Source organism: Pseudomonas sp. UBA2684 (assembly GCA_002354655.1).
In the GTDB taxonomy this organism is placed as follows: Bacteria; Pseudomonadota; Gammaproteobacteria; order Pseudomonadales; family Pseudomonadaceae; genus Aquipseudomonas.
The window spans coordinates 67,937-90,377 of record DELY01000059.1 but is presented as its reverse complement, the minus strand read 5'-3'; the positions used below and the strand labels follow the sequence as shown (position 1 = coordinate 90,377).

The 22,441-nt window shown below is 63.3% G+C and carries 20 protein-coding genes and 1 other RNA gene; 3 read left to right on the top strand and 18 right to left on the bottom strand.

Going from position 1 to position 22,441, the window contains the following annotated elements:
• Window positions 1-26: 26 nt before the first annotated feature.
• Window positions 27-482 carry a DciA family protein gene (locus B3M58_RS22255; RefSeq protein ID WP_296222570.1) on the top strand — a complete coding sequence of 152 codons (456 nt, stop codon included), beginning with the start codon at window positions 27-29 and terminating at the stop codon, window positions 480-482.
• Window positions 483-591: 109 nt separating this feature from the next.
• Here the strand turns inward: B3M58_RS22255 and lpxC are convergent, their stop codons facing one another.
• From lpxC to rsmI, 18 genes are all read right to left on the bottom strand, one after another.
• Window positions 592-1,503: a UDP-3-O-acyl-N-acetylglucosamine deacetylase gene (lpxC, locus tag B3M58_RS22250; RefSeq protein WP_296222569.1), complete on the bottom strand. Its 912-nt coding sequence runs from the start codon at window positions 1,501-1,503 to the stop codon at window positions 592-594.
• A gap of 112 nt (window positions 1,504-1,615) precedes the next feature.
• Entirely contained in the window at window positions 1,616-2,800 is a 1,185-nt protein-coding gene (ftsZ, locus tag B3M58_RS22245) for a cell division protein FtsZ (RefSeq protein WP_296222568.1), read from the bottom strand.
• Between the two features lie 42 nt (window positions 2,801-2,842).
• Window positions 2,843-4,090 carry a cell division protein FtsA gene (ftsA, locus tag B3M58_RS22240; protein ID WP_296222567.1) on the bottom strand — a complete coding sequence of 416 codons (1,248 nt, stop codon included), beginning with the start codon at window positions 4,088-4,090 and terminating at the stop codon, window positions 2,843-2,845.
• 20 nt (window positions 4,091-4,110) lie between these two features.
• Window positions 4,111-4,968 (bottom strand): cell division protein FtsQ/DivIB, encoded by an 858-nt coding sequence (locus tag B3M58_RS22235; protein WP_296222565.1) that lies wholly within the window; start codon window positions 4,966-4,968, stop codon window positions 4,111-4,113.
• Window positions 4,969-4,971: 3 nt separating this feature from the next.
• A complete protein-coding gene (locus tag B3M58_RS22230) occupies window positions 4,972-5,922 on the bottom strand; it encodes a D-alanine--D-alanine ligase (RefSeq protein WP_296222563.1) in 951 nt (316 codons plus the stop codon).
• Window positions 5,919-7,340: a UDP-N-acetylmuramate--L-alanine ligase gene (gene murC / locus B3M58_RS22225; protein ID WP_296222631.1), complete on the bottom strand. Its 1,422-nt coding sequence runs from the start codon at window positions 7,338-7,340 to the stop codon at window positions 5,919-5,921. The genes B3M58_RS22230 and murC overlap by 4 nt, the downstream gene beginning before the upstream one ends.
• 28 nt (window positions 7,341-7,368) lie before the next feature.
• Window positions 7,369-8,439: an undecaprenyldiphospho-muramoylpentapeptide beta-N-acetylglucosaminyltransferase gene (murG, locus tag B3M58_RS22220; RefSeq protein ID WP_296222561.1), complete on the bottom strand. Its 1,071-nt coding sequence runs from the start codon at window positions 8,437-8,439 to the stop codon at window positions 7,369-7,371.
• Window positions 8,429-9,685 carry a putative lipid II flippase FtsW gene (gene ftsW / locus B3M58_RS22215; protein WP_296222560.1) on the bottom strand — a complete coding sequence of 419 codons (1,257 nt, stop codon included), beginning with the start codon at window positions 9,683-9,685 and terminating at the stop codon, window positions 8,429-8,431. The genes murG and ftsW overlap by 11 nt, the downstream gene beginning before the upstream one ends.
• Complete coding sequence (gene murD / locus B3M58_RS22210; protein ID WP_296222558.1) at window positions 9,685-11,031, bottom strand: UDP-N-acetylmuramoyl-L-alanine--D-glutamate ligase; 1,347 nt, start codon at window positions 11,029-11,031, stop codon at window positions 9,685-9,687. Before murD ends, ftsW begins: the two co-directional genes overlap by 1 nt.
• Window positions 11,032-11,038: 7 nt before the next feature.
• A complete protein-coding gene (mraY, locus tag B3M58_RS22205) occupies window positions 11,039-12,121 on the bottom strand; it encodes a phospho-N-acetylmuramoyl-pentapeptide-transferase (RefSeq protein ID WP_296222555.1) in 1,083 nt (360 codons plus the stop codon).
• Window positions 12,122-13,501, bottom strand: a complete 1,380-nt coding sequence (locus B3M58_RS22200; protein ID WP_296222554.1) for a UDP-N-acetylmuramoyl-tripeptide--D-alanyl-D-alanine ligase — start codon at window positions 13,499-13,501, stop codon at window positions 12,122-12,124.
• Complete coding sequence (locus tag B3M58_RS22195) at window positions 13,494-14,957, bottom strand: UDP-N-acetylmuramoyl-L-alanyl-D-glutamate--2,6-diaminopimelate ligase (RefSeq protein ID WP_296222553.1); 1,464 nt, start codon at window positions 14,955-14,957, stop codon at window positions 13,494-13,496. The genes B3M58_RS22200 and B3M58_RS22195 overlap by 8 nt, the downstream gene beginning before the upstream one ends.
• Window positions 14,957-16,690, bottom strand: a complete 1,734-nt coding sequence (locus B3M58_RS22190; RefSeq protein WP_414704124.1) for a peptidoglycan D,D-transpeptidase FtsI family protein — start codon at window positions 16,688-16,690, stop codon at window positions 14,957-14,959. The genes B3M58_RS22195 and B3M58_RS22190 overlap by 1 nt, the downstream gene beginning before the upstream one ends.
• The gene (gene ftsL / locus B3M58_RS22185) at window positions 16,687-17,010 is read right to left on the bottom strand and encodes a cell division protein FtsL (protein WP_414704123.1); all 324 of its coding nucleotides are present in this window, start codon (window positions 17,008-17,010) and stop codon (window positions 16,687-16,689) included. The genes B3M58_RS22190 and ftsL overlap by 4 nt, the downstream gene beginning before the upstream one ends.
• A complete protein-coding gene (gene rsmH, locus B3M58_RS22180; protein WP_296222551.1) occupies window positions 17,007-17,948 on the bottom strand; it encodes a 16S rRNA (cytosine(1402)-N(4))-methyltransferase RsmH in 942 nt (313 codons plus the stop codon). The genes ftsL and rsmH overlap by 4 nt, the downstream gene beginning before the upstream one ends.
• A gap of 2 nt (window positions 17,949-17,950) precedes the next feature.
• Window positions 17,951-18,406 (bottom strand): division/cell wall cluster transcriptional repressor MraZ, encoded by a 456-nt coding sequence (gene mraZ / locus B3M58_RS22175; protein ID WP_296222549.1) that lies wholly within the window; start codon window positions 18,404-18,406, stop codon window positions 17,951-17,953.
• 309 nt (window positions 18,407-18,715) lie between these two features.
• An RNA gene (rnpB, locus tag B3M58_RS22170) (RNase P RNA component class A) lies at window positions 18,716-19,074 on the bottom strand.
• A gap of 40 nt (window positions 19,075-19,114) precedes the next feature.
• Window positions 19,115-19,987: a 16S rRNA (cytidine(1402)-2'-O)-methyltransferase gene (gene rsmI / locus B3M58_RS22165; protein ID WP_296222548.1), complete on the bottom strand. Its 873-nt coding sequence runs from the start codon at window positions 19,985-19,987 to the stop codon at window positions 19,115-19,117.
• A 263-nt stretch (window positions 19,988-20,250) separates the two neighbouring features.
• On the opposite strand from rsmI, the gene B3M58_RS22160 reads away from it, so the two are divergent.
• Together B3M58_RS22160 and B3M58_RS22155 are read left to right on the top strand one after the other, a co-directional pair.
• A complete protein-coding gene (locus B3M58_RS22160; RefSeq protein WP_296222547.1) occupies window positions 20,251-22,062 on the top strand; it encodes a penicillin-binding protein activator in 1,812 nt (603 codons plus the stop codon).
• A complete protein-coding gene (locus tag B3M58_RS22155) occupies window positions 22,059-22,433 on the top strand; it encodes a YraN family protein (RefSeq protein WP_296222545.1) in 375 nt (124 codons plus the stop codon). Before B3M58_RS22160 ends, B3M58_RS22155 begins: the two co-directional genes overlap by 4 nt.
• Window positions 22,434-22,441 lie beyond the last annotated feature (8 nt).

Sequence of the window (22,441 nt, the reverse complement as noted above, 5' to 3'; positions counted from 1 at the left end):
GGCTCCACAATCTCAGGCGTCCTGCCATGGCGTTTCGTCCCTTGCCGGCTCGTGCTCCCGCTGCGCTGCTGCGCGAAGCGAAGCCCTTGAAAGCGTTGTTCAATCAGGCTCAACGCCTCGATCGCTTGCAACACTTACTGCAAAGCCAACTGCAACCTGCGGCCCGCGAACACTGCCATGTAGCGTCTTGGCGCGAGGGCTGCTTGCTGCTTATCGTCACCGATGGCCACTGGGCCACCCGCTTGCGTTATCAACAACGGCGCCTGCTCAGGCAACTGCAGACTCTCGAAGAGTTCGCGACCTTAGCGAAAATCCTCTTCAAGGTGCAACCGCCGACTGCCGAAAGGCGTGCACCCGGTCGCACTATCAGCCTCTCCAGCAGCGCGTCGGAGAACATCCAAGCCACTGCCGACGGCATCAGCGACCCTAAATTACGCGCCGCCCTGGAACGCCTGGCCAAACACGGCAAGCCCAGCGAATAAGCCCAATACGCGGCGCATTTCGCACTACCGACGTTTGGCCCGCTATATCAGAGGCAAAAAAGAGGCCACCCTAAGGTGGCCTCGAAAAGTAAAGGAAGAGAGAGTTGCGTTACACCGCCGCGACTGGGCGCATGTAAGAGATCGGCGCAGTTTTCGGGTCGTCGAAGGTAACCACTTCCCAGGCATCCGTCTGCTCGATCAAGGCGCGCAGCAGACGATTGTTCAGGGCATGCCCCGACTTGAAGCCACGGAACTCGCCAATCAAGCTATTACCCAGCAGGTAGAGATCGCCGATGGCATCGAGAATCTTGTGTTTGACAAACTCGTCCTCATAACGCAGGCCGTCTTCGTTCAACACACGGTACTCATCCACCACAATGGCGTTGTCCACGCTGCCGCCGAGTGCCAGGTTCTGCGAACGCAGGAACTCGATGTCACGCATAAAACCGAAGGTGCGTGCACGGCTGACTTCTTTAACAAAAGACGTGCTGGAAAAATCCACGCTGGCCGACTGCGTGCGGTTGCGGAAAACCGGGTGATCGAAATCGATCTCGAAACTCACCTTGAACCCTTCGAAAGGCACGAAGGTGGCGCGCTTATCGCCCTCTTCGACCGTGACTTCACGAAGAATCCGGATGAACTTCTTGTGGGCTTCCTGCTCTTGCAAGCCGGCGGATTGAATCAGGAATACAAAGGGACCCGCACTGCCATCCATGATCGGGACTTCGGACGCGGAGAGCTCGACGTAGGCGTTATCGATGCCCAGGCCAGCCATGGCCGAAAGCAGGTGCTCTACCGTATCCACCTTGACATCACCATTGATCAACGTAGTCGACATGGTGGTTTCACCGACATTGCCTGCACGCGCGGGAATTTCCACGATAGGGTCAAGGTCGGTACGACGGAACACGATACCGGTGTCCACAGGTGCCGGCTTCAGGGTCAGGTATACCTTCTCCCCGGAATGCAGGCCGACGCCGGTGGCGCGGATAATGTTCTTCAGGGTGCGTTGTCTGATCATGGCTTTGGCCGCTATAGCACTAGTTGCGAATTGTTTTCAACAATGGCCGGCGATGATAGCAGAACCGGCCTTTGCTGAACACCAATCACCCCAATGATCCTGATACATTCCATCAATCAGCCTGACGACGCAGGAATGCCGGGATGTCCAGGTAATCCAGATCATCCTGCGGATTCAGCTTGGCCGCTGTAGCCCCGCCACCATGGCTCTGACGCTGAACGGTCGGGCGTTCGTAGTCCTTGTAGTTAACGCTTTGCTCGGCACGCGACGGTGCGGTCGGGGCAGCCGCGCTGGCCGCGACTTGCACGGTGTTGTCGATTACTTTGACCGGCTTCTCAATCCGCGCACCCAGACCGGTGGCGACCACGGTGACGTGCAGCTCGTCGCGCATGTCCGGATCGATCACGGTGCCGACCTTGACGGTGGCGTGCTCGGAGGCGAACTGCTCGATGATGTTACCCACGTCGGAGTACTCACCCAGGGACAGGTCGGGACCGGCGGTGATGTTCACCAGAATGCCGCGCGCACCTTGCAGGTTGACGTCTTCCAGCAGCGGGTTGCGGATCGCCGCTTCGGTGGCCTCACGGGCACGGTTCGGACCGCTGGCGCAGCCAGTGCCCATCATCGCCATGCCCATTTCGCTCATCACGGTTTTCACGTCGGCGAAGTCGACGTTGATCATGCCCGGACGCTTGATGATGTCGGAGATACCGCGCACGGCACCGGCCAGTACATCGTCGGCCTTGGCGAAAGCCGACAGCAGGCTGGCGTCTTTACCGAGGATGGTCAGCAGTTTTTCGTTAGGGATGGTGATCAGCGAGTCGACGCTTTCCGCCAGCGCGCGGATACCCTCGTCGGCGATCTGCATGCGCTTGCGCCCTTCGAACGGGAACGGACGAGTCACCACAGCCACGGTGAGGATGCCCATTTCCTTGGCCACTTCGGCGATCACTGGCGCAGCACCGGTACCGGTACCGCCACCCATGCCGGTGGTGATGAAGACCATGTCGCAGCCTTGCAGCACTTCGGCGATACGCTCGCGGTCTTCCAGCGCGGCTTGACGGCCGACTTCCGGATTGGCGCCCGCGCCCAAGCCCTTGGTCACGCCTGGGCCGAGTTGCAGCACGGTGCGCGCGCCGATGTTCTTCAGCGCCTGCGCATCGGTGTTGGCGCAGATGAACTCGACGCCTTCGATGTTGTTTTTCGACATGTGGTTGACCGCGTTACCGCCGCCGCCGCCCACGCCAATGACTTTGATAACCGCGCTTTGCGGGATGTTGTCTACGAGTTCGAACATTTTCCCTCTCCTTTACTTTCTAGTTGTAACGCCTACTGCACTTCAGAAATTGCCTTGTACCCAGCGCTTGATGCGCTCGATCACCGGTGTTTTGGGTTCATCGTTGTAGCTGCCGATGGCGGACATGGAGATGCCATCGGCCTGTTTTTGCAGCCCGTACAGCAACAGCCCGACCCCCGTCGAATAGATCGGGTTGCGTACCACGTCGGCCAGGCCCTTGACGCCATGCGGCACGCCCAGGCGCACCGGCATATGGAAAATCTCTTCGGCCAGCTCGACCGCGCCTTCCATTTTCGCCGTGCCGCCGGTGAGGACGATGCCGGCGGGAATCAGGTCTTCGTAGCCGCTACGACGCAGCTCGGCCTGGATCAGGGTGAACAGTTCGTCGTAACGCGGCTCCACCACTTCGGCCAGCGACTGGCGTGACAGGTCGCGCGGCGGCCGGTCGCCAACGCTCGGCACCTTGATGGTTTCGCCGGCACCGGCCAGCTTGGCCAGGGCGCAGGCGTAACGGATTTTGATTTCTTCGGCGTACTGGGTCGGCGTGCGCAGGGCCATGGCGATGTCGTTGGTGACCTGGTCGCCGGCAATCGGGATCACCGCGGTGTGGCGGATCGCGCCTTCGGTGAAGATGCAGATGTCGGTGGTGCCGCCGCCGATATCGACCAGACACACGCCCAGCTCTTTCTCGTCGTCGGTCAATACCGCATAGGCCGAGGCCAACTGCTCGAGGATGATGTCGTCGACTTCCAGGCCGCAGCGGCGCACGCACTTCTCGACATTCTGCGCCGCGTTCACCGCGCAGGTGACCACGTGCACCTTGGCTTCCAGGCGCACACCGGACATGCCCAGCGGCTCGCGCACGCCCTCCTGGTTATCGATCACGTAATCCTGCGGCAGGGTATGCAGCACCCGCTGGTCCGCCGGAATCGCCACCGCCTGGGCCGCGTCGAGCACACGCTCGAGGTCGGCCGGGCTGACTTCACGGTCGCGGATCGCGACGATGCCGTGGCTGTTGAGGCTGCGAATGTGGTTGCCGGCCACGCCGACGAAAGCCGAGTGGATGCGGCAACCGGCCATCAGTTGGGCTTCTTCCACCGCGCGCTGAATCGACTGCACGGTGGACTCGATATTCACCACCACGCCCTTCTTCAGGCCGCGCGAGGGATGGGTGCCAATGCCGACGATTTCCAGCTGGCCATCGGCCGTCACTTCGCCCACCAGCGCCACCACCTTGGAGGTGCCGATATCGAGGCCAACAATCATCTTGCCGCTCTGCACGTTTGCCATGGGTCTTGCCTTCTCCTGATTCACTGCACGACAGCGGTATCAGCCGCCGTGGGCGCGACCGGCTCACGCCACGCCACGGCCAGGCCGTTGGCGTAACGCAGATCGATCCGCGCGATATTCGTTTGCTGCTCTTTCAGCGCCTTGCCGTAAATGGCGGTGAAGCGGCGCATTTTTTCCACCAGATGGTCGCGTCCCAACAGCAACTCGATGCCTTGAGCCGTGGAGAGGAACCAACTGCCGCGCTCGCGCAACTCCAGGCGTGCGACGGAAAAACCCATGGGCCGGAGCATCTGGCTGAGCACCTGGTATTGCTGCATCACCTCCTGCTGCGCGCGCTTGGGGCCATACAGCTGCGGCAGGTGCTGGTAATGCACCAGTTGGTCGGGGGCGAATGCCTGACCCTGGTTGTTCAGCAGCGCCTCATCACCCCAACGGGCAATCGGCAATTGTTCTTCCAGGCGCACCAGCACCTGATCCGGCCATACGCGACGGACTTCGGCGCTGGCAATCCAGGGCATCTGCTCCAGTTCGCGACGCATGCCGAGCAGGTCGACGCTGAAGAAGCTCGCACTGACGAACGGCGCAATGCGCTGCTGCACCGCTTGCTGGCTGATGTAGCTCAGATCGCCTTCGACACTGATCCTGGCAATTGGCCGATCCGCATAGGGCAGCAGGCGCTGCGCCAGCTCGTACGCGCCGAAGCCCAATACGATCAGCAACAGCGGCCAGGTCAGGCGCTTGAGCACGCCGAAATTCGGCTTCGGCAGGCGCACGCTAAGCGGTTCCTTGGCCACCAGGCGGCTTGCACCGCGCGGCACAGGTTTGCCACGCACCGGAGTGCGCGCTGAACCTGGCTGATGACGAAGGATGGCGCCCATGGCTTAACCCCGTGCCTCAAGGCTGTCGGCGAGAATCGCCAACACCAGCTGCTGAAAATCCAGACCTGCGGCGCGCGCGGCCATCGGCACCAGGCTGTGGTCGGTCATGCCTGGCACGGTGTTGACTTCCAGCAGCCAGAATTGGCCGGCGGCGTCCTGCATCACATCGACCCGTGCCCAGCCTTGGGTACCGACTGCTTCGCAAGCGCGTGCGGTGAGGTTTTTCAGCTCGGTTTCCTGCTCCGCCGACAGGCCGCAGGGAATGCGGTACTGGGTGTCATTGGCCAGGTACTTGGCGTCGTAGTCGTAGAAGCTATGCGGGGTGCCCAGGCCAATCGGCGGCAGCACCTGGCCGCGCAGCACCGCAATGGTGTACTCCGGGCCATGAATCCATTGTTCGACCAGCACTTGCGAGTCGTAGCGGCTGGCGTCCTGCCAGGCGGCGATCAACGCGGCGACATCGGCGACCTTGGCCATGCCGATGCTCGAGCCCTCATGGGCCGGCTTGACGATCAACGGGAAGCCCAGCTCGGTTGCCGCCGCTTCGCAGTCGGCGACCGAGGCCAACACCGCATGGCGCGGGGTCGGCAAGCCGAGGCTTTGCCAAACCTGCTTGGTGCGCAATTTGTCCATGGCCAGCGCGGACGCGAGGATGCCGCTGCCGGTGTAGGGAATCGCGGCGCATTCGAGCAGGCCCTGCATGCTGCCGTCTTCGCCGCCACGGCCGTGCAGGACGATAAAGGCGCGGTCGATTTTTTCGTTGAGCAGGCGCTGGAGGACGTCATCGCCGACATCGATGCCAAACGCATCCACGCCGGCGCCTTGCAGGGCGTGCAGCACCGCATTGCCGGATTTCAAGGAGACTTCACGCTCGGCGCTCTTGCCGCCGAACAGCACGGCCACGCGACCGAAGGCGGCGACTGGCAGCTGGGATTTCAAGGTATCGGCGCTCATTTCGACTCCTCTGACGACTCGCCGCCGGCCGTGGCGAACAAAGGGCTTTGCAACAGTTGCGGGGCTAGGCCGCCGATATCGCCGGCACCCTGGCAGAGCAGAATGTCGCCGGCACGCAGCAGCGGTTTGATCAGCGGTGCCAGCTCGATGCCGCGCTCGATGTAGATCGGGTCCAACTGGCCACGCTGACGGATGCTGTGACACAGGTGCTTGCTATCCGCGCCGGGGATCGGTTCTTCGCCGGCCGGATAGACTTCCATCAACAGCAGCACGTTGGCGTCGGCCAGCACCTGGACGAAATCCTCGTAAAGATCGCGGGTACGGCTGAAGCGGTGCGGCTGGTAGACCATCACCAGACGGCGCTCCGGCCAACCGCCGCGCACGGCCTTGATCACCGCGGCGACTTCACGCGGGTGATGGCCATAGTCGTCGACCAGCATCACACTGCCGCCGTCGACCGGCAGGTCGCCGTACACCTGAAAGCGCCGACCGACGCCCTGGAAGCACGACAGGCCTTGGACAATGGCGGCGTCGCTGATGCCTTCGTCGCTGGCGATGGCGATGGTCGCCAGAGCGTTCAGCACGTTGTGGTTGCCCGGCATGTTCACCGATACATCCAGCGGCGCACGGTCGCGGCGCAGCACGGTAAAGAAGGTTTGCATGCCCTGCTGACGCACGTTGATCGCACGGACATCGGCGCCTTCGTCGAAGCCGTAGGTCACGGTCGGACGCGCCACCTGCGGCAGAATTTCGCGCACGATCGGATCGTCCACGCACATCACCGCCAGGCCGTAGAACGGCAAGTTGTGCAGGAACTCGACGAAGGTTTTCTTCAACTTGTTGAAGTCACCTTCGTAGGTGCTCATGTGGTCCATGTCGATGTTGGTGACCACCGCGACCATCGGTTGCAGGTGCAGAAAGCTGGCGTCGCTTTCGTCGGCTTCGGCGATCAGATAACGGCTGGTGCCGAGCTGAGCGTTGGTGCCGGCGGCATTCAGGCGGCCACCGATGACGAACGTCGGGTCCAGGCCGCCAGCGGCGAACACCGAGGCCAGTAGGCTGGTGGTGGTGGTTTTGCCGTGGGTGCCGGCCACCGCCACGCCATGCCGATAGCGCATCAGCTCGGCCAACATCTCGGCGCGCGGCACCACCGGAATGCGCCGTTCGAGGGCGGTGGCGACTTCCGGGTTAGCGGTGTTGATGGCGCTGGAGACCACCAGCACATCAGCGTGCTCGGCGTTTTCCGCACGGTGCCCGATGAAGATCTGCGCGCCGAAGTTTTCCAGGCGCTCGGTCACCGCCGAGGCCTTCAGGTCGGAGCCGGACACCTCATAGCCCAGGTTGAGCAACACCTCGGCGATGCCGCACATGCCGGCGCCGCCGATGCCGACGAAGTGGATGCGGCGGATACGGCGCATTTCCGGCTGCGGGAATGCTTTTTGGCTCTCAACCACGGGCCACCTCCAGGCAAATCTCGACAACCGTGCGGGTTGCATCGGGCTTGGCCAGGCGACGCGCAGTGCTCGCCATGTTGTTCAATCGGTCGGGGTGCATCAAAACCTCGGTCAGCTGCGCGGCCAGCGTGGCGGCGTCAGTGGAACGTTGCGGCAGAAGGACGGCAGCGCCCTCCTTCGCGAGATAGTCGGCATTGCGCGTCTGGTGGTCGTCGATCGCGTGCGGTAGCGGCACCAGAAACGACGGCAGCCCGGCGGCGGCCAGTTCGCTGATGGTCAGCGCACCGGCACGGCACACCACCAGATCGGCCCAGGCATAGGCCCGGGCCATGTCCTGGATAAACGGCGCGACCTGCGCTTCGACGCCGGCGGCGCGATAGCGTTCAGCGGTCACCCCATCATGTTGCTTGCCGGCCTGATGAAAGACCTCGGGGCGCAGCTCGGCCGCCACCAATGCCAGCGCGGCGGGGAGCAATTTGTTCAGCGGCTCGGCGCCCAGGCTGCCGCCGAGAATCAACAGGCGCGGCTGACGGTTACGCAGCGCATCACGCGGGGTTTCCAGGAACAGCTCTTCGCGCACCGGGTTACCGGTGGTACGGCGCTTGGCCGACGCGCCGAAGGTATTCGGGAACGCCTCGCACACGCGGCTGGCGAACGGCACCAGGCTGCGGTTGGCGGTGCCGGCCACGGCGTTCTGTTCGTGGATGATCAACGGCGCACCGGCCAGCTTGGCCGCCAGGCCACCGGGGCCGGTGACATAACCGCCCATGCCGAGCACGCACACCGGCTCAAGCCGACGCATCACGTTGCGCGCTTGCAGCAACGCCTTGATCAACTGGAACGGCGCTTTGAGCAAGGACAACTTGCCCTTGCCGCGCAGCCCGCTGACATTGATCAGGTGCAACGGCAAACCAGCTGCCGGCACCAGCTCGTTCTCGATACCACGCGGCGTACCCAGCCAGTGCACCTGGTAACCACGCGCCTGGAACTCACGGGCACAGGCCAACGCCGGGAACACATGGCCGCCGGTGCCGCCCGCCATGATCAAGACATTACCGGGCATGCGTCACCTCCACAGGAGCGCGCGCAACGGGAGAGCCCGCCTCGGGGGAGCCCGCCTCAGTAAAGTCCGACTCGTCGAAATCGACGTCTTCGCTACCCAGCTGATTGCGCCGCTCCCATTCGATGCGCAGCAGCAGCGCCAGGCTGACGCAGCAGATCACCAGCGAGCTGCCGCCGTAGCTGAGGAACGGCAGGGTCAGGCCCTTGGTCGGCAGCAGGCCGACGTTCACGCCGATATTGATCAGGAACTGGCCGATCCACAGGAAGGCCAGGCCGTAAGCCACGTAAGCGGCGAAGAATTGTTTGGCCTTCTCCGCCCACAGGCCGATGTACAGCGCACGCACGCTGACGAAGACGAACAGGCCGACCGTGATCAACGCGCCGATCATGCCCAGCTCTTCGGCGAGCACGGCGAAGACGAAGTCGGTGTGCGCTTCCGGTAGGTAGAACTGCTTCTGGATGCTGTTGCCCAGGCCGACGCCAAACCATTCGCCGCGGCCAAAGGCGATCAGCGCCTGGGTCAGCTGATAGCCGGAACCGAACTGATCGGCCCACGGATCGGTAAAGGTGATCAAGCGTTGCAGGCGGTATTCCTGGGTCTGCACCAGCACGAACACCGCGCCGACGGCCAGGGCGACCATCAGCCCGAAGCGGAACAGGCCAACGCCGCCGAGGAACAACATGGCCGCCGCCGCGCCCATCATTACCACGGTGGCACCGAAGTCCGGCTCCAGCAGCAACAGACCCGCCATCGGCAGCAGCACCACGAACGGCTTGAAGAAACCGGACCAGCTCTCGCGCACTTCCGCCTGGCGCCGCACCAGATAACCCGCCAGGTAGACCACCACGAACACCTTGGCGATTTCCGACGGCTGTACGTTGAACACCCCAAAACCGATCCAGCGCATCGAGCCGTTCACTTCGCGGCCGATCCCCGGCACCAGCACCATGATCAGCAGCGCGAAGGCGGCCAACAGCAGCACGGCACCGAAACGCTGCCAGGTGGCCAGTGGAATCAACAGCACCACACCGGCGGCGGCGAGGCCGATCAGCAGGTAAATCAGGTGGCGGATCATGTAGTACAACGGGCTGCCGGCGTTGACCGCGGCCACTTCGGTGGAGGCCGAAGCGATCATCACCAGGCCCAGGCCGAGCAGCGCCAGGCAACCGGCGAGCAGCGGGAAATCCATGTCCAGGCCACGACGGCTAAACAAGGGCGATGGATAAGGCCGCAGGAAGGCGAACATCAGACGAGCGCCTCCACGGCATGGGCGAACCGGCGTCCGCGTTCTTCGAAGTTTTTGAACATGTCCAGGCTGGCGCAGGCCGGCGACAGCAGCACGGCATCGCCCGCTTCGGCCAACTCGGCAGCGCGCTGCACGGCTTCCTCCAGGGTCTTGACCCGGATCAGCGGCGCGGCGTCGCCCAGCGCGGCAGCCAGCAATTCGGCATCTCGACCGAGCAGCACTACAGCACGGCAGAACGTGCCGACCGGCGTTTTCAGCGCCGAGAAGTCCGCGCCCTTGCCATCACCACCGGCGATCAGCACCAGCTTGCCGCTGACATCCGCGCCCAGGCCTTCGATGGCGGCCAGCGCGGCACCGACGTTAGTGGCCTTGGAGTCGTCGTAGTAGCTCACGGCATTGCGTTCGCCAACCCACTGGCAGCGGTGCGGCAGGCCCACGAACTGGCGCAGGGTGGCCAGCATGGCATCCATCGGCAGGCCCACGGCATGGCCCAGGGCCAGCGCCGCCAGGGCGTTGGACTGGTTATGCGCGCCACGAATTTTCAGCTCACGCACCGGCAGCAGTGCATCGAACTGGTACGCCAGGCACTTCTCGCCATCGTCTTCAAGCAAGCCGAAGCGTTTGAAGTCCGGCTTGCCCAGACCGAAATACCAGCAGGGCAGCTGATCGGCCACCAGCGGCCGCGACAGCGCGTCGTCGCGGTTTACCACCACCTGGCGCGCGCCGCGGAAGATGCGGTGTTTGGCCAGGTGATAAGCCGGCAGATCGGCGTAGCGATCCATATGGTCTTCGCTGATGTTCAGGCAGGTCGCCACTTCAGCATTCAGCTGATCGGTGGTTTCCAGCTGGAAGCTCGACAGCTCCATGACGTACAGCTCGATCTCGTCATTCAGCAGATCCAGCGCCGGGGTGCCGAGGTTGCCGCCGACCGCGACCTTCTTGCCGGCCGCTGCCGCCATTTCACCGACCAGAGTGGTCACAGTGCTTTTGGCGTTGGAGCCGGTAATGGCCACGATCGGCGCCTTGGCATAACGGGCGAACAGCTCAATATCGCCGGACAGCTTGACCCCGCGCGCAGCGGCGGCTTGCAGGGCCGGGGTGGCGATGGCCAGGCCCGGGCTGACCAGCAGCTCGCTGGCGCGGCAGAGGAAGTCCACATCCAGTTCGCCACAACGCACTTCCACCTGCGGGAACTGCTCACGCAAGGTGGCGAGCTCCGGCGGGTTGGCACGGGTGTCGACCACGGCAAAGGGCAGGCCCTGGCGTGCGAGGAAGCGCACCAGGGACATGCCGCTCTTGCCGAGGCCGACAACGATGCGGAAGTGGTCAGAAGCAATCAGGGTCATGGGTTCCTCAACGCAGCTTCAGAGTGGCAAGGCCGATCAGCACCAGAATCACGGTGATGATCCAGAAGCGCACGATCACCCGCGGCTCGGGCCAGCCTTTCAATTCAAAGTGGTGGTGGATCGGCGCCATGCGGAACACGCGCTTGCCGGTCAGTTTGAAGGACGCGACCTGGATGATCACCGACAGGGTTTCCATCACGAAGATGCCGCCCATGATGAACAGCACCACTTCCTGACGCACGATCACCGCGATGGTGCCCAGGGCCGCGCCCAGGGCCAGCGCGCCGACGTCACCCATAAAGACTTGCGCCGGGTAGGTGTTGAACCAGAGGAAACCCAGGCCCGCGCCAACCAGGGCGGCGCAGAACACGATCAGCTCACCGGCGCCCGGCACGTAGGGAATAAACAGATATTCGGCGAATTTGATGTTGCCCGACAGGTAGCAGAAGATCCCCAGCGCGCCGCCGACCATGACGGTGGGCAGAATCGCCAGGCCGTCGAGGCCATCGGTGAGGTTGACCGCGTTGCTCGAACCGACGATGACGAAGTAGCTCAGCACCACGAAGCCCAAGCCCAGCTCAAGGCTGAAGTCCTTGAGCAGCGGCAGAATCAGGGTGGTCTCCACCGGGCTCTGCGCCGTCATATAAAGGAACAGCGCGGCACCCAGGCCGAACACCGACTGCCAGAAATACTTCCAGCGGCTCGGCAGGCCGCGCGAATTCTTCTCGATCACCTTGCGGTAATCGTCGACCCAGCCGATGGCGCCGAACAGCAGGGTGACGGCCAACACCACCCAGACATAGCGGTTGGACAGGTCGGCCCAGAGCAAGGTGCTGATCGCGATGGCGGACAGAATCAGCGCGCCACCCATGGTTGGCGTGCCTTTCTTCGAGAGGTGCGACTGCGGGCCGTCGTTGCGTACCGATTGGCCAATCTGGCGGATCTGCAAAGTGCGGATCATCCAGGGTCCCAGCCACAGCGATAACGCCAGGGCGGTCAGCACACCGAGAATCCCGCGCAGGGTCAGGTACTGAAAGACCGCGAAGCCTTTGTGGAACTGTTGCAGGTACTCGGCCAGCAGCAGCAGCATTTAGTGACTCTCCCCGAATGTGCCACACAGCGCCGCCACGATTTTTTCCATCGCGGCGCTGCGTGAACCTTTAATTAGAATGGTGGTGTCGCCCTGCTCGACGCGTAGCGCTTCGATCAGGCTGGCTTGATCGGCGAAATGCCGGCCATGTGCGCCAAACGCGTTGACCGCATGAGCCATCAGCGGACCGACTGCATACAGTGCGGCAACCTTGCCGACGGCATAGCTACCCACATCGCGGTGACCCTGCTCGGCCCAGGCACCCAACTCGCCCATGTCCCCGAGCACCAGAACGGTGCGCCCGGAGAAGCCTGCGAGTATATCAATGGCCGCGCAGATCGACGCGGGGTTGGCGTTGTAGCTGTCATCGATTACCCGCACACCATTCGTCGCCAACTGCGCTACGGCGCGGCCTTTGACCGGTTGCAGGTTTTCCAGGCCGGTTTTGATATCGACCAGCGGTACGCTCAAGGCATGCGCGGCGGCGGCGGCGGCCAAGGCATTGGCCACGTTGTGCTCACCAAGCAGGTTGAGCTGGATGCGGGCCTGGCCGCCGGCGCAATGCAGGGTAAAGGCCGAGCAGCCGCGGGCGTCGCGAGCCAGGTCACTGGCATGGAAGTCCGCCGCCGGGTTGTGCAGGGCAAAGCTCAGCACGCGCTTGCCCGCCGCGCGCTGGCGCCAGGTGGCGAACGCCGCGTCGTCGAGGTTGAGCACGGCCACGCCGTTGGCACCGAGCCCTTCGAGAATTTCGCCTTTGGCCAGGACGATCTTGTCCGGGCCGCCGAACTCGCCGACATGCGCGGTGCCGGCATTGGTAATGATGGCCACATGCGGCTGGGTCAAGCCAACGGTGTAAGCGATTTCTCCGACGCGCGAGGCGCCCAACTCGATCACCGCACCTTTATGCTGCGGGGCCAGCTCGAGCAGGGTCAGCGGTGCACCCAGATCGTTGTTCAGGTTGCCACGGGTGGCCAACACCGCATTGCCTTGCTCGACGAATGCCGTGCGCAGGATGCTGGCGAGCATCTCCTTGACCGTGGTCTTGCCGCTGGAGCCGGTAACGGCCGCCAACGGGCCGCCGTAGGCTTGACGATTCAAGGCGCCAAGCTGCCCCAGCGCCTGACGGGTATCACCCACCAGCAGTTGCGGCAGCGGCGCATTGGCCACTTCCCGCTCGACCAGGGCCGCGACGGCGCCCTTGCTGGCGACATCCGCCAGGTAATCGTGGCCATCGAAACGCGGGCCGCTCAGGGCAATGAACAACTGCCCCGGCTGAATCGCCCGGCTGTCGGTGCCAACCGCATCGAATAGGCGATCTTCGCCCAGCAACCGACCATTCAGTGCCACGGCCACTTCGCTCAAACGCAGCGCCTTAAGCATGTGCCACCCCCCATGCAAGCAGCGCCTGACTGGCTTCTTCGAGGTCGGAGAACGGCTGACGCTCGCCGTTGATCTCCTGATAATCCTCGTGACCTTTACCGGCCAGCACCAGCACATCATCGGCAGACGCGCTGGCAATCAGCTGAGCAATCGCCTGGCCGCGGCCATGCACGAACTGCACGGACTCTGGCGCGGCAAAGCCGGCGCGGATGTCGCGGAAGATCTGCTCAGGGGTTTCCGTACGCGGGTTGTCGTCGGTCACCAGCACGCCATCGGCCAGGCGCTCGACCACGGCCGCCATCAGCGGACGCTTACCACTGTCACGATCACCGCCGCAGCCGAACAGGCACAGCAGGCGGCCTTTGACATGCGGGCGCAAGGCTTCGAGGACTTTTTCCAGGGCATCCGGCGTGTGCGCGTAGTCGACCACCACCAGTGGCTGACGCACCCCACCCAGACGCTGCATGCGGCCGATCGGCCCCTGCAACTGCGGCAACACCTTGAGAATTTCGTCGAGCGGGTAATCCATGCCCAGCAGCGCACCGACCACCGCCAGCAGGTTGCTCAGGTTGAAGCGGCCGAGCAGCGAACTGCGCAGGCTGCCCTCGCCACGTGGGGTAACCAGCTTGGCGCGCACGCCGTTCTCGTCGAACTGCGCATCGCGGCAATACAGGTAGGCACTGGCATCTTCCAGGCTGTAGCTGATCAGGCGCGACTCCTGCTCCGCCAGCGCCAGCTGCCGACCGAACGCATCGTCCAGATTGAGCACCCGGCAGCGCAGGCCCGCCCAGGCAAACAGAGCGGCCTTGGCGGCGCTGTAGGCCTCCATCGAACCGTGGTAATCGAGGTGATCGCGCGACAGGTTGGTAAACACCGCCACGTCGAATGCCAGCGCTGCCACACGGCCTTGATGCAAGCCATGGGAGGAGACCTCCATGGCCACGGCGCGCGCACCGGCATTCTTCAAATCGGCCAGGGTGGCCTGCACGCCGATCGGGTCCGGCGTGGTGTGGCGCCCCAGCGCCAGGGCGTTGTAAAAGCCGTTGCCCAGGGTGCCGACGATGCCACAGCGCTCGCCGAGCAGATCCAGCGCCTGGGCCAGCAACTGGCTGACGCTGGTCTTGCCGTTGGTGCCGGTGATGCCGACCAGATGCAAGCCGCGGCTCGGTTCGCCATAGAAACGCCCGGCGATAGCCGACAGCTGTCCGGCCAACCCTTTGATCGCCACCAACTCGGCGCTGCTGGCAGTCATGGCCAGCGCGCCGTCGGCCTCATAGGCCACTGCGGCGGCGCCACGCGCAATCGCATCGGCGATGTGCAAACGACCATCCTGCTGGGTCCCAGGCACCGCCAGAAACAGGTCGCCCGGCCGCACCTTACGGCTGTCCAGGGTCAGTTCACGGATCAGCGTCGCGCTGGCGGCTTCGGGCAATAATTGATTAAGCGGCATGGGCATCAGATACGCCCTCCTTTACCAGCGTTCACCGCAGCCGTCTGCGATTCGACAGGCGGCGGCAGGTCATCAGGAACGATATTCATCAAGCGCAGGGCACCGGCCATGACCTTGCCGAATACCGGTGCGGACACCAGACCACCGTAGTAGCCCCCCTCACTCGGCTCGTCGATCATGATCACCGCGGCAATGCGCGGGTTATCGATCGGCGCCACACCGGCGAAGAACGAGCGATAAGCCTTGTCGACATAACCCTTGGTGCCCACCGCGGCTTTGCGCGCCGTGCCGCTCTTGCCGCCGACGTGGTAACCCGGCACCTTGGCCCGCGCGCCGCCGCCACCCGGCTCCTCGACCACGGCCTGGAGCATGCCAAGCACGGTTTTGGCGATTTGCTGATCGATCACCTGAGTGGAAACCGGTTGCCGATCCAAACGCACCATCGACAACGGCACGTTCTTGCCCGAGTTGGCCAGCACCGAATAGGCGTGCGCCAGCTGCACTGCCGTCACCGACAGGCCATAGCCGTAGGCCAGAGTGGCAGTTTCCGCCTGCTTCCATACGCGGTAATTCGGTAGATTGCCCACCCGCTCGCCCGGAAAACTCAGGCCGGTCTCTTGACCCAAGCCAACTTGCTGCATAACCGCGTAAATCGGCTCGGCACCGATATCGAAGGCGATCTTGCTCATGCCAACGTTACTCGACTTCATCAGGATGCCGGTGAGGTCCAGCACCCCCGCTCGCGATACATCGCGGATGGTGTAGCGGCCGATGCGCAAGGTGCCTGGGTAGGTGTCCACGGTCATTTCCGGGGTCCAGCGCCCCGTACCCAGCGCCGCCGCGATGGAAAACGGCTTGACGGTGGAGCCTGGCTCGAACACGTCGATCATCGCGCGGTTGCGCATGGCAGCGGGTTGCAGGTTGCGCCGGTTGTTGGGGTTGTAGGTCGGCTGGTTGACCATCGCCAGCACTTCGCCGGTCTGCACGTCGAGCAGCACCAGGCTGCCGGCCTTGGCACCGAACTCGGTCACGGCGTTACGCAGCTCGCGATGGGCCAGGTATTGCAGACGCAGGTCAATCGACAATGCCAGCGCTTTACCGGCCTTGGCATTCTGGGTGACCTGTACATCCTTGATCAGCCGACCGCGGCGATCCTTGAGCACCTGGCGCTTGCCCGGCACACCCGCCAGCCAATCCTCGAACGCCAGTTCCATGCCTTCGCGGCCGCGATCATCGACATCGGTAAAACCGACGACATGCGCCGCCACTTCACCGGCCGGATAGAAACGACGGAACTCTTCGATGGCATACACACCAGGCACGTTCAGATCGAGTACGCGCTGCCCCTGCTCCGGCGTAAGGCCGCGCACCAGGTACATGAATTCGCGCTCGGCATTGCCCTGCAAACGCTCGGCAAAGGCCTTCGGCTCCTGCCCCAGCGCAGCGGCCAGGGTCGACCACTGTGCCTTGGCGGCCTGCAGTTCTTTGCCATTGGCCCACAGGGTGGTCACCGGAGTACTTACGGCCAGCGGCTCGCCATTACGGTCGGTAATCAGGCCACGGTGCGCCGGAATCGGGATATGCCGCACGCTGCGCGCATCGCCATGCGCCTTGAGGAAGTCGTGATCGAACACGTGTAGATCGACGATGCGCCAGGCAATCGCTCCGACCATCAGCGCCAGCAGCAGCAGCACCAGACGGAAGCGCCACGGATAGAGTGCGCCCTCGAGCCTGATCATGGCGCCACCATTCGCACTTCGCCCGCTTCGGGGATGCGCATTTTCAGCTGTTCGCTGGCCAGGTTTTCGATACGGCTGTGCGCCGTCCAGGTGCTCTGCTCAAGAATCAAGCGCCCCCATTCGGCCTGCGCCTTGTCGCGAATGCTCAGCTCACCATACAACCCGTTGAGCAGTTGACGGTTCCAGTGCGCGCTGTAGGACACGGCCAGCGCCGAACCGAGCACCGCCACGAACAGTACCAACATCAGCAGGCTGCCACGCGGGTGGCCGCCCCGCGGGTGGCCGCCCCGCGAAAAAGGTTTGTCGAGCAGCGTGCTCATCGCACTTTCTCCGCGACACGCATCACCGCGCTACGCGAGCGCGGGTTGGCTTTCAACTCGGCCTCGGAGGCGAACTGCGGCTTGCCGATCAGCTTCAAGCGCGGCTCGAAGGCTTTCGGAATGATCGGCAGGTCACGCGGCAGCTTGTCCTGCTCGCCCTTGGCGTGCTTGCGCATAAACAGTTTGACGATGCGGTCTTCCAACGAGTGGAAACTGATCACCACCAGGCGACCACCCACCTCAAGGGCTTCCAGGGCAGCATCGAGGCCACGCTCGAGATCGCCCAACTCGTTATTGACATGAATGCGCAGGCCCTGAAAGGCGCGAGTTGCTGGGTTCTTGCCCTTCTCCCAAGCCGGATTGGCCACCGTCAGCACCTGCGCCAAATCGGCGGTGCGCTCGAACGGCTGCTCGATACGGCGCTGCACCACGGCGCGCGCCATGCGCTTGGCGAAACGCTCTTCGCCATATTCCTTGAACACTCGGGCGATTTCTTCTTCGCTGGCGCTGGCGATCCACTGCGCCGCACTGACACCACGGCTCGGGTCCATGCGCATATCCAGCGGGCCGTCATTGAGGAAGCTGAAACCCCGTTCGGCATCGTCCAATTGCGGCGACGACACGCCCAGATCCAACAGCACGCCACTGACCCTGCCAGCCAAGCCGCGGACCGCCGTTTCTTCGCCGAGTTCCGCAAAACTACGCTGCACAACGACAAAGCGGCCGTCTTCGGCCGCCAGCGCATCCCCCGTAGCAATTGCCAAGGGGTCTTTATCGAGCCCCAGCAAATGCCCATCCGGCCCGAGCTTTCCGAGAATCAGCCGGCTGTGTCCGCCGCGACCAAAGGTGCCATCCAGGTAGCAGCCATCCGCTCGCACGGCGAGCCCCTCGACGGCTTCGTCGAGCAGCACGGTAATGTGGCGAAAGCTGCTAGTCATAGTCACAGGATCAGGTCACGTAGTTCGTCGGACAGAGCGCCAGGTTGTTTGATGGCAGCCAAATCGGCATCGGCCACCGCATTCCAGGCATCTTCATCCCACAGTTGAAATTTATTGAGCTGGCCGACGAGCATCGCGCGCTTGTCCAACTTGGCGTACTCACGCAAACGCGGTGGCACCAGGAAGCGACCGCTGGCATCCAGCTCGAGGTCGACGGCATTGCCAATCAACAAACGCTGCAGCCGACGGTTTTCCTCACGGAAGGACGCCAGCTCACGCAATTTGTTTTCGATCAGTTCCCACTCGGACAGTGGATAGACACACAGACAGGGGTCGACGGCATCAATGGTCACGATAAGCTGGCCAGCACAACGCGACACGAGCTCGTCCCGATACCGACTTGGCATCGCGAGTCGCCCTTTGGCGTCGAGACTGATGGCGTTAGCTCCGCGAAACACGACTGCGCTTCCCCTTTAATTAGCTGTCCATGCCCAAAAAAACCCACTTCATGCCACTTCTTACCACCTGCGCACACTATAGGAACGCGCACGCCCCACCGTCAAGGCGCGCCAGGAGGGAAAAATCCTTATAGAACGGCGATTTAGCGAACTAAAGCGGGGTAGAAACACAGCATAGCGAGGGGTTGCGCTGGATAAAAATCAACCAACACAGCAAGCTGAACTTCAAAGTTAAAGTAGTTTGTTAAGAGTAAGATTTTTTCGGTATTAGAAAGGCGGGGAGAAAGCTGATGCGGATAGAAGAGAAAGGTGGAGAGCCGATCTGTAAGCCGGGTTCTGTCGAGGACAGTCATTCCTCTACGACGTACATCACTGCACGCCTTTAGCAACCTACCCGGTTCCAGCGCGGGCCACGCCAATGGAACCCTATTTGGTCTTGCTCCGAGTGGGGTTTGCCTAGCCACGAACTGTTACCAGTCGCGCGGTGCGCTCTTACCGCACCTTTTCACCCTTACCGGCGCCGAAGCGCTTAGGCGGTTATTTTCTGTGGCACTTTCCGTAGGCTCGCGCCCCCCAGGCATTACCTGGCACTCCGCCCTATGGAGCCCGGACTTTCCTCCCCCGCCTTTCGCAGAACGAAACGCGGCAGCGACTGTCCGATCGACTCTCCGCCGCCAAGGTTAGCGGTCTGTGGCCCGGAGAACAAGCTCAAGCGTCTTTCTGCTGCGCCAACGCAGCCTGATAGAGCAGGTTCTTGCGCACCCCGGTGATCTCTGCCGCCAGAGCGGCGGCGCGCTTGAGTGGCATTTCCTTGAGCAGCAAATCGAGCACGCGCATCGCCTCGCTACTGACTGCTGCATCGTCCTCCGGCGCCTGCCAGCCGGCGACCAACACCACGCACTCGCCGCGCTGCTGGTTGCTGTCGGCCTCGACCCAGGCCTGCAGCTCAGCCAACGGCAGCCCCTTAAGCGTTTCGAAGGTTTTGCTCAGCTCGCGCGCCAACACCGCTGGGCGCTCAGCCCCGAACACCGCCTGCATATCCACCAGACACTCGAGAATACGGTGCGGCGCCTCGTAAAAAATCAGCGTGCGCGGCTCTTCCTTAACCTGTTCCAGGCGCGCGCGACGCCCGACCGTCTTGGCGGGCAGAAAGCCCTCGAAGATGAACCGATCAGACGGTAAACCCGCCGCCGACAACGCAGCGATCAATGCACAAGCACCCGGCACCGGCACCACGGTAATACCCGCGGCTCGCGCCTGGCGCACCAGGTGATAGCCAGGATCGGAAATCAGTGGCGTACCGGCATCGGAAATCAGCGCCACATCGTCACCCGCCAGCAAGCGCGCCAGAAATCGACCTCCGTGATCGCGCTCATTGTGCTCATGGCAAGCAGCCAGAGGCGTGCCAATCCCGAAGTGCTGCATCAACCGCGCCGAGTGCCGGGTGTCTTCGGCAGCGATCAAGGCCACATCATTGAGCACCTTGAGCGCCCGCGCACTGATGTCGTCGAGATTGCCAATCGGTGTAGCGACTACATAAAGGCTGCCAGGAGTGGGATTTAATGCACCGGAAGCGGTCACAGCACAGGCCTCTCAAATCACGAAGGCGCGCATTGTAGCCCGTTTAGCCCCAGCTCGCGTTTTAGCGAGCGCTAGCCAAGCCAGGAAAAACCCATGAGCAAAGAGAGCGTAAGCGCTGCAAATGAGCACCCCGCAGCCTTTTTTGGCGCTGCGGCGCCACTGCGCAGCAGATCGTGGACCGGTTCTCGCCCTTCGACATCGCGCCACCGCCAGGGCTTGGGTACAATTCGACGCTCATTTGATCAAGTATCAGGAACGCTTACATGATCGCTTGCCTGCGCTCGCTTTCCGTCCTCGGCCTCGTCGGCCTGCTCGCCGCCTGTGCCAGCTCTCCCTCATCCAACCTGGGCGAACTGCCGCGCACCCCACAAGCCAATATCGAACAACTGCTGCAACAAGCCGGCGAAAGCCAGCCGGAACAAGCGGCGTTGCTGCGCCTCTCCGCCGCGGACCTGGCTTACCAACAGCGCGACATCGGTCGCGCCGCCGGGATTCTTGAACAAGTGCCGCTGGACAACCTGAAACCGGCCCAGCAGATCTACGCCAGCACCCTGGCCGCCGAACTGGCGCTGGCCCGTGACAAGCCCAAAGCCGCCCTGCAGGCACTCAGCCACCCAAGCCTGGAGCGCCTAGGCGAACTGCCAGTCGAGCAGCAGGTGCGCAGCCAACTGGCACGCGCCACGGCCCTGCAAGCCGATGGACAAACCCTGGCCGCCGCCCGCGAACGCGTGTTTATCGCCCCATTGCTGAATGGCGAAACCGCCGCACGCAACCACGAAACCATCTGGAGCCTGATTTCCAGCCTGCCACTCGAACAACCGCAAGCCGAAGGCGATACCGACCTGGCGGGCTGGCTGGCCCTGGCGCGCGCATCGAAGACCGCCGGCACACTGGAACAACAGCAAGCCGCCATTGACACCTGGCGCACGCAACACCCACAGCATCCCGCCGCCCTGCAACTGCCGCAGCCGCTGAGCAAACTCAAAGAGCTGTCCAGCCAGCCGCTGACCGAAATCGCCCTGCTGCTGCCCCAGGAAGGCCAGCTTGCCTCCGTGGCGCGCGCCCTGCGCGACGGCTTTCTCGCTGCCCACTACCAGGCCCAGCAAGCTGGACAGAATCCCCCCAACATCCAGGTGTACGACAGCTCGCGCATGAGTTCGCTGGACGAGTTCTATCGCCAAGCCCAGGCTGCCGGGGCGCAACTGGTCATCGGCCCACTGGAGAAAACGCTGGTTACCCAACTCAGCGCCCGTGAACAACTGCCCATCACCACGCTGGCCCTGAACTACAGCGAGAACGGCCAGGAAGGTCCCGCGCAACTGTTCCAGTTCGGCCTCGCCGCCGAAGACGAGGCCCGTGAAGTAGCGCGTCGCGCCTGGGCCGACGGTATGCGCCGGGCAGTCGCCCTGGTGCCGCGTGGCGACTGGGGCGACCGCGTACTCGACGCTTTCCGGCAGAGCTGGCAGGCCCAAGGCGGCAGCCTGATCGCCGCCGAACACGTCGATCAACCGGTCGAGCTGGCGCAACAGATCGCCGACCTGTTCCAGTTGCGGCAAAGCGAAGCCCGCGCCAAACGCCTGCAAAGCACCCTGGGCGTTGCGGTAGCGGCACAGCCCTCGCGGCGCCAGGATGTCGATTTCATCTTCCTTGCGGCTACCCCGCAACAGGCGCAGCAGATCAAGCCAACCCTGGCCTTCCAGTACGCCGGCGACGTGCCGGTGTATGCCACGTCCCACCTGTTCACCGGCAATCACAGCCAGGCGCAGTACCTCGATCTGAATGGCATTCGTTTTTGCGAAACACCCTGGCTGCTGGACGTCAACGATCCACTGCGCCAGCAAGTCGACAGCCAGTGGCCGCAAGCCGGCGGCAGCCTTGGCCGCCTCTACGCCATGGGCGTCGATGCCTATCGCCTGGCGCCACGCCTGAGCCAACTCAAAGCCCTGCCGAATACCCGGCTCGAGGGCCTGTCCGGCAGCCTGAGCCTGAACCCGGCGCAGCGCATCGAACGCCAACTGCCCTGGGCCGAGTTCCGTGACGGCCACGTGCAACGCCTGCCCGACAGCAGCAATTGATCGATCACAGCAGCACGCAAAGCAGCGGTAACGCCGCCGAAGCGTTGGCCCGCCAGCACTTGGAGCAACACGGACTGCGCCTGCTGGCGCAGAACTGGCGGTGCCGGCGTGGCGAGCTCGATCTGGTCATGCTTCACGCCGATACAGTAGTATTCGTCGAAGTTCGCTACCGGCGACATACCGCCTGGGGCGGCGCGGCTGAAAGCGTGGATGCGCGCAAACGCGAGAAACTGATTACCGCCGCCACGTATTTTTTGCAGCAGGAATCGCGCTGGGGCAAATACCCATGCCGTTTTGACGTGATTGCCATCAATGCCGACGGCAACTCACCCCCGCGACTGAACTGGATTCAAAACGCCTTTGAAACCTGAGCGGCCGC

What these genes read in the sequence shown, in the direction of transcription:
- B3M58_RS22230 (WP_296222563.1), bottom strand. Translation starts at nt 5,922, where the DNA reads ATGAGCGCCGATACCTTGAAATCCCAGCTGCCAGTCGCCGCCTTCGGT.
- mraY (WP_296222555.1), bottom strand. Translation starts at nt 12,121, where the DNA reads ATGCTGCTGCTGCTGGCCGAGTACCTGCAACAGTTCCACAAAGGCTTC.
- B3M58_RS22200 (WP_296222554.1), bottom strand. Translation starts at nt 13,501, where the DNA reads ATGCTTAAGGCGCTGCGTTTGAGCGAAGTGGCCGTGGCACTGAATGGT.
- B3M58_RS22190 (WP_414704124.1), bottom strand. Translation starts at nt 16,690, where the DNA reads ATGATCAGGCTCGAGGGCGCACTCTATCCGTGGCGCTTCCGTCTGGTG.
- B3M58_RS22160 (WP_296222547.1), top strand. Translation starts at nt 20,251, where the DNA reads ATGATCGCTTGCCTGCGCTCGCTTTCCGTCCTCGGCCTCGTCGGCCTG.
- ftsZ (WP_296222568.1), bottom strand. Translation starts at nt 2,800, where the DNA reads ATGTTCGAACTCGTAGACAACATCCCGCAAAGCGCGGTTATCAAAGTC.
- ftsW (WP_296222560.1), bottom strand. Translation starts at nt 9,685, where the DNA reads ATGTTCGCCTTCCTGCGGCCTTATCCATCGCCCTTGTTTAGCCGTCGT.
- lpxC (WP_296222569.1), bottom strand. Translation starts at nt 1,503, where the DNA reads ATGATCAGACAACGCACCCTGAAGAACATTATCCGCGCCACCGGCGTC.
- murD (WP_296222558.1), bottom strand. Translation starts at nt 11,031, where the DNA reads ATGACCCTGATTGCTTCTGACCACTTCCGCATCGTTGTCGGCCTCGGC.
- rsmH (WP_296222551.1), bottom strand. Translation starts at nt 17,948, where the DNA reads ATGACTAGCAGCTTTCGCCACATTACCGTGCTGCTCGACGAAGCCGTC.
- murG (WP_296222561.1), bottom strand. Translation starts at nt 8,439, where the DNA reads ATGCCCGGTAATGTCTTGATCATGGCGGGCGGCACCGGCGGCCATGTG.
- ftsA (WP_296222567.1), bottom strand. Translation starts at nt 4,090, where the DNA reads ATGGCAAACGTGCAGAGCGGCAAGATGATTGTTGGCCTCGATATCGGC.
- B3M58_RS22235 (WP_296222565.1), bottom strand. Translation starts at nt 4,968, where the DNA reads ATGGGCGCCATCCTTCGTCATCAGCCAGGTTCAGCGCGCACTCCGGTG.
- murC (WP_296222631.1), bottom strand. Translation starts at nt 7,340, where the DNA reads ATGCGCCGTATCCGCCGCATCCACTTCGTCGGCATCGGCGGCGCCGGC.
- ftsL (WP_414704123.1), bottom strand. Translation starts at nt 17,010, where the DNA reads ATGAGCACGCTGCTCGACAAACCTTTTTCGCGGGGCGGCCACCCGCGG.
- B3M58_RS22255 (WP_296222570.1), top strand. Translation starts at nt 27, where the DNA reads ATGGCGTTTCGTCCCTTGCCGGCTCGTGCTCCCGCTGCGCTGCTGCGC.
- B3M58_RS22195 (WP_296222553.1), bottom strand. Translation starts at nt 14,957, where the DNA reads ATGCCCATGCCGCTTAATCAATTATTGCCCGAAGCCGCCAGCGCGACG.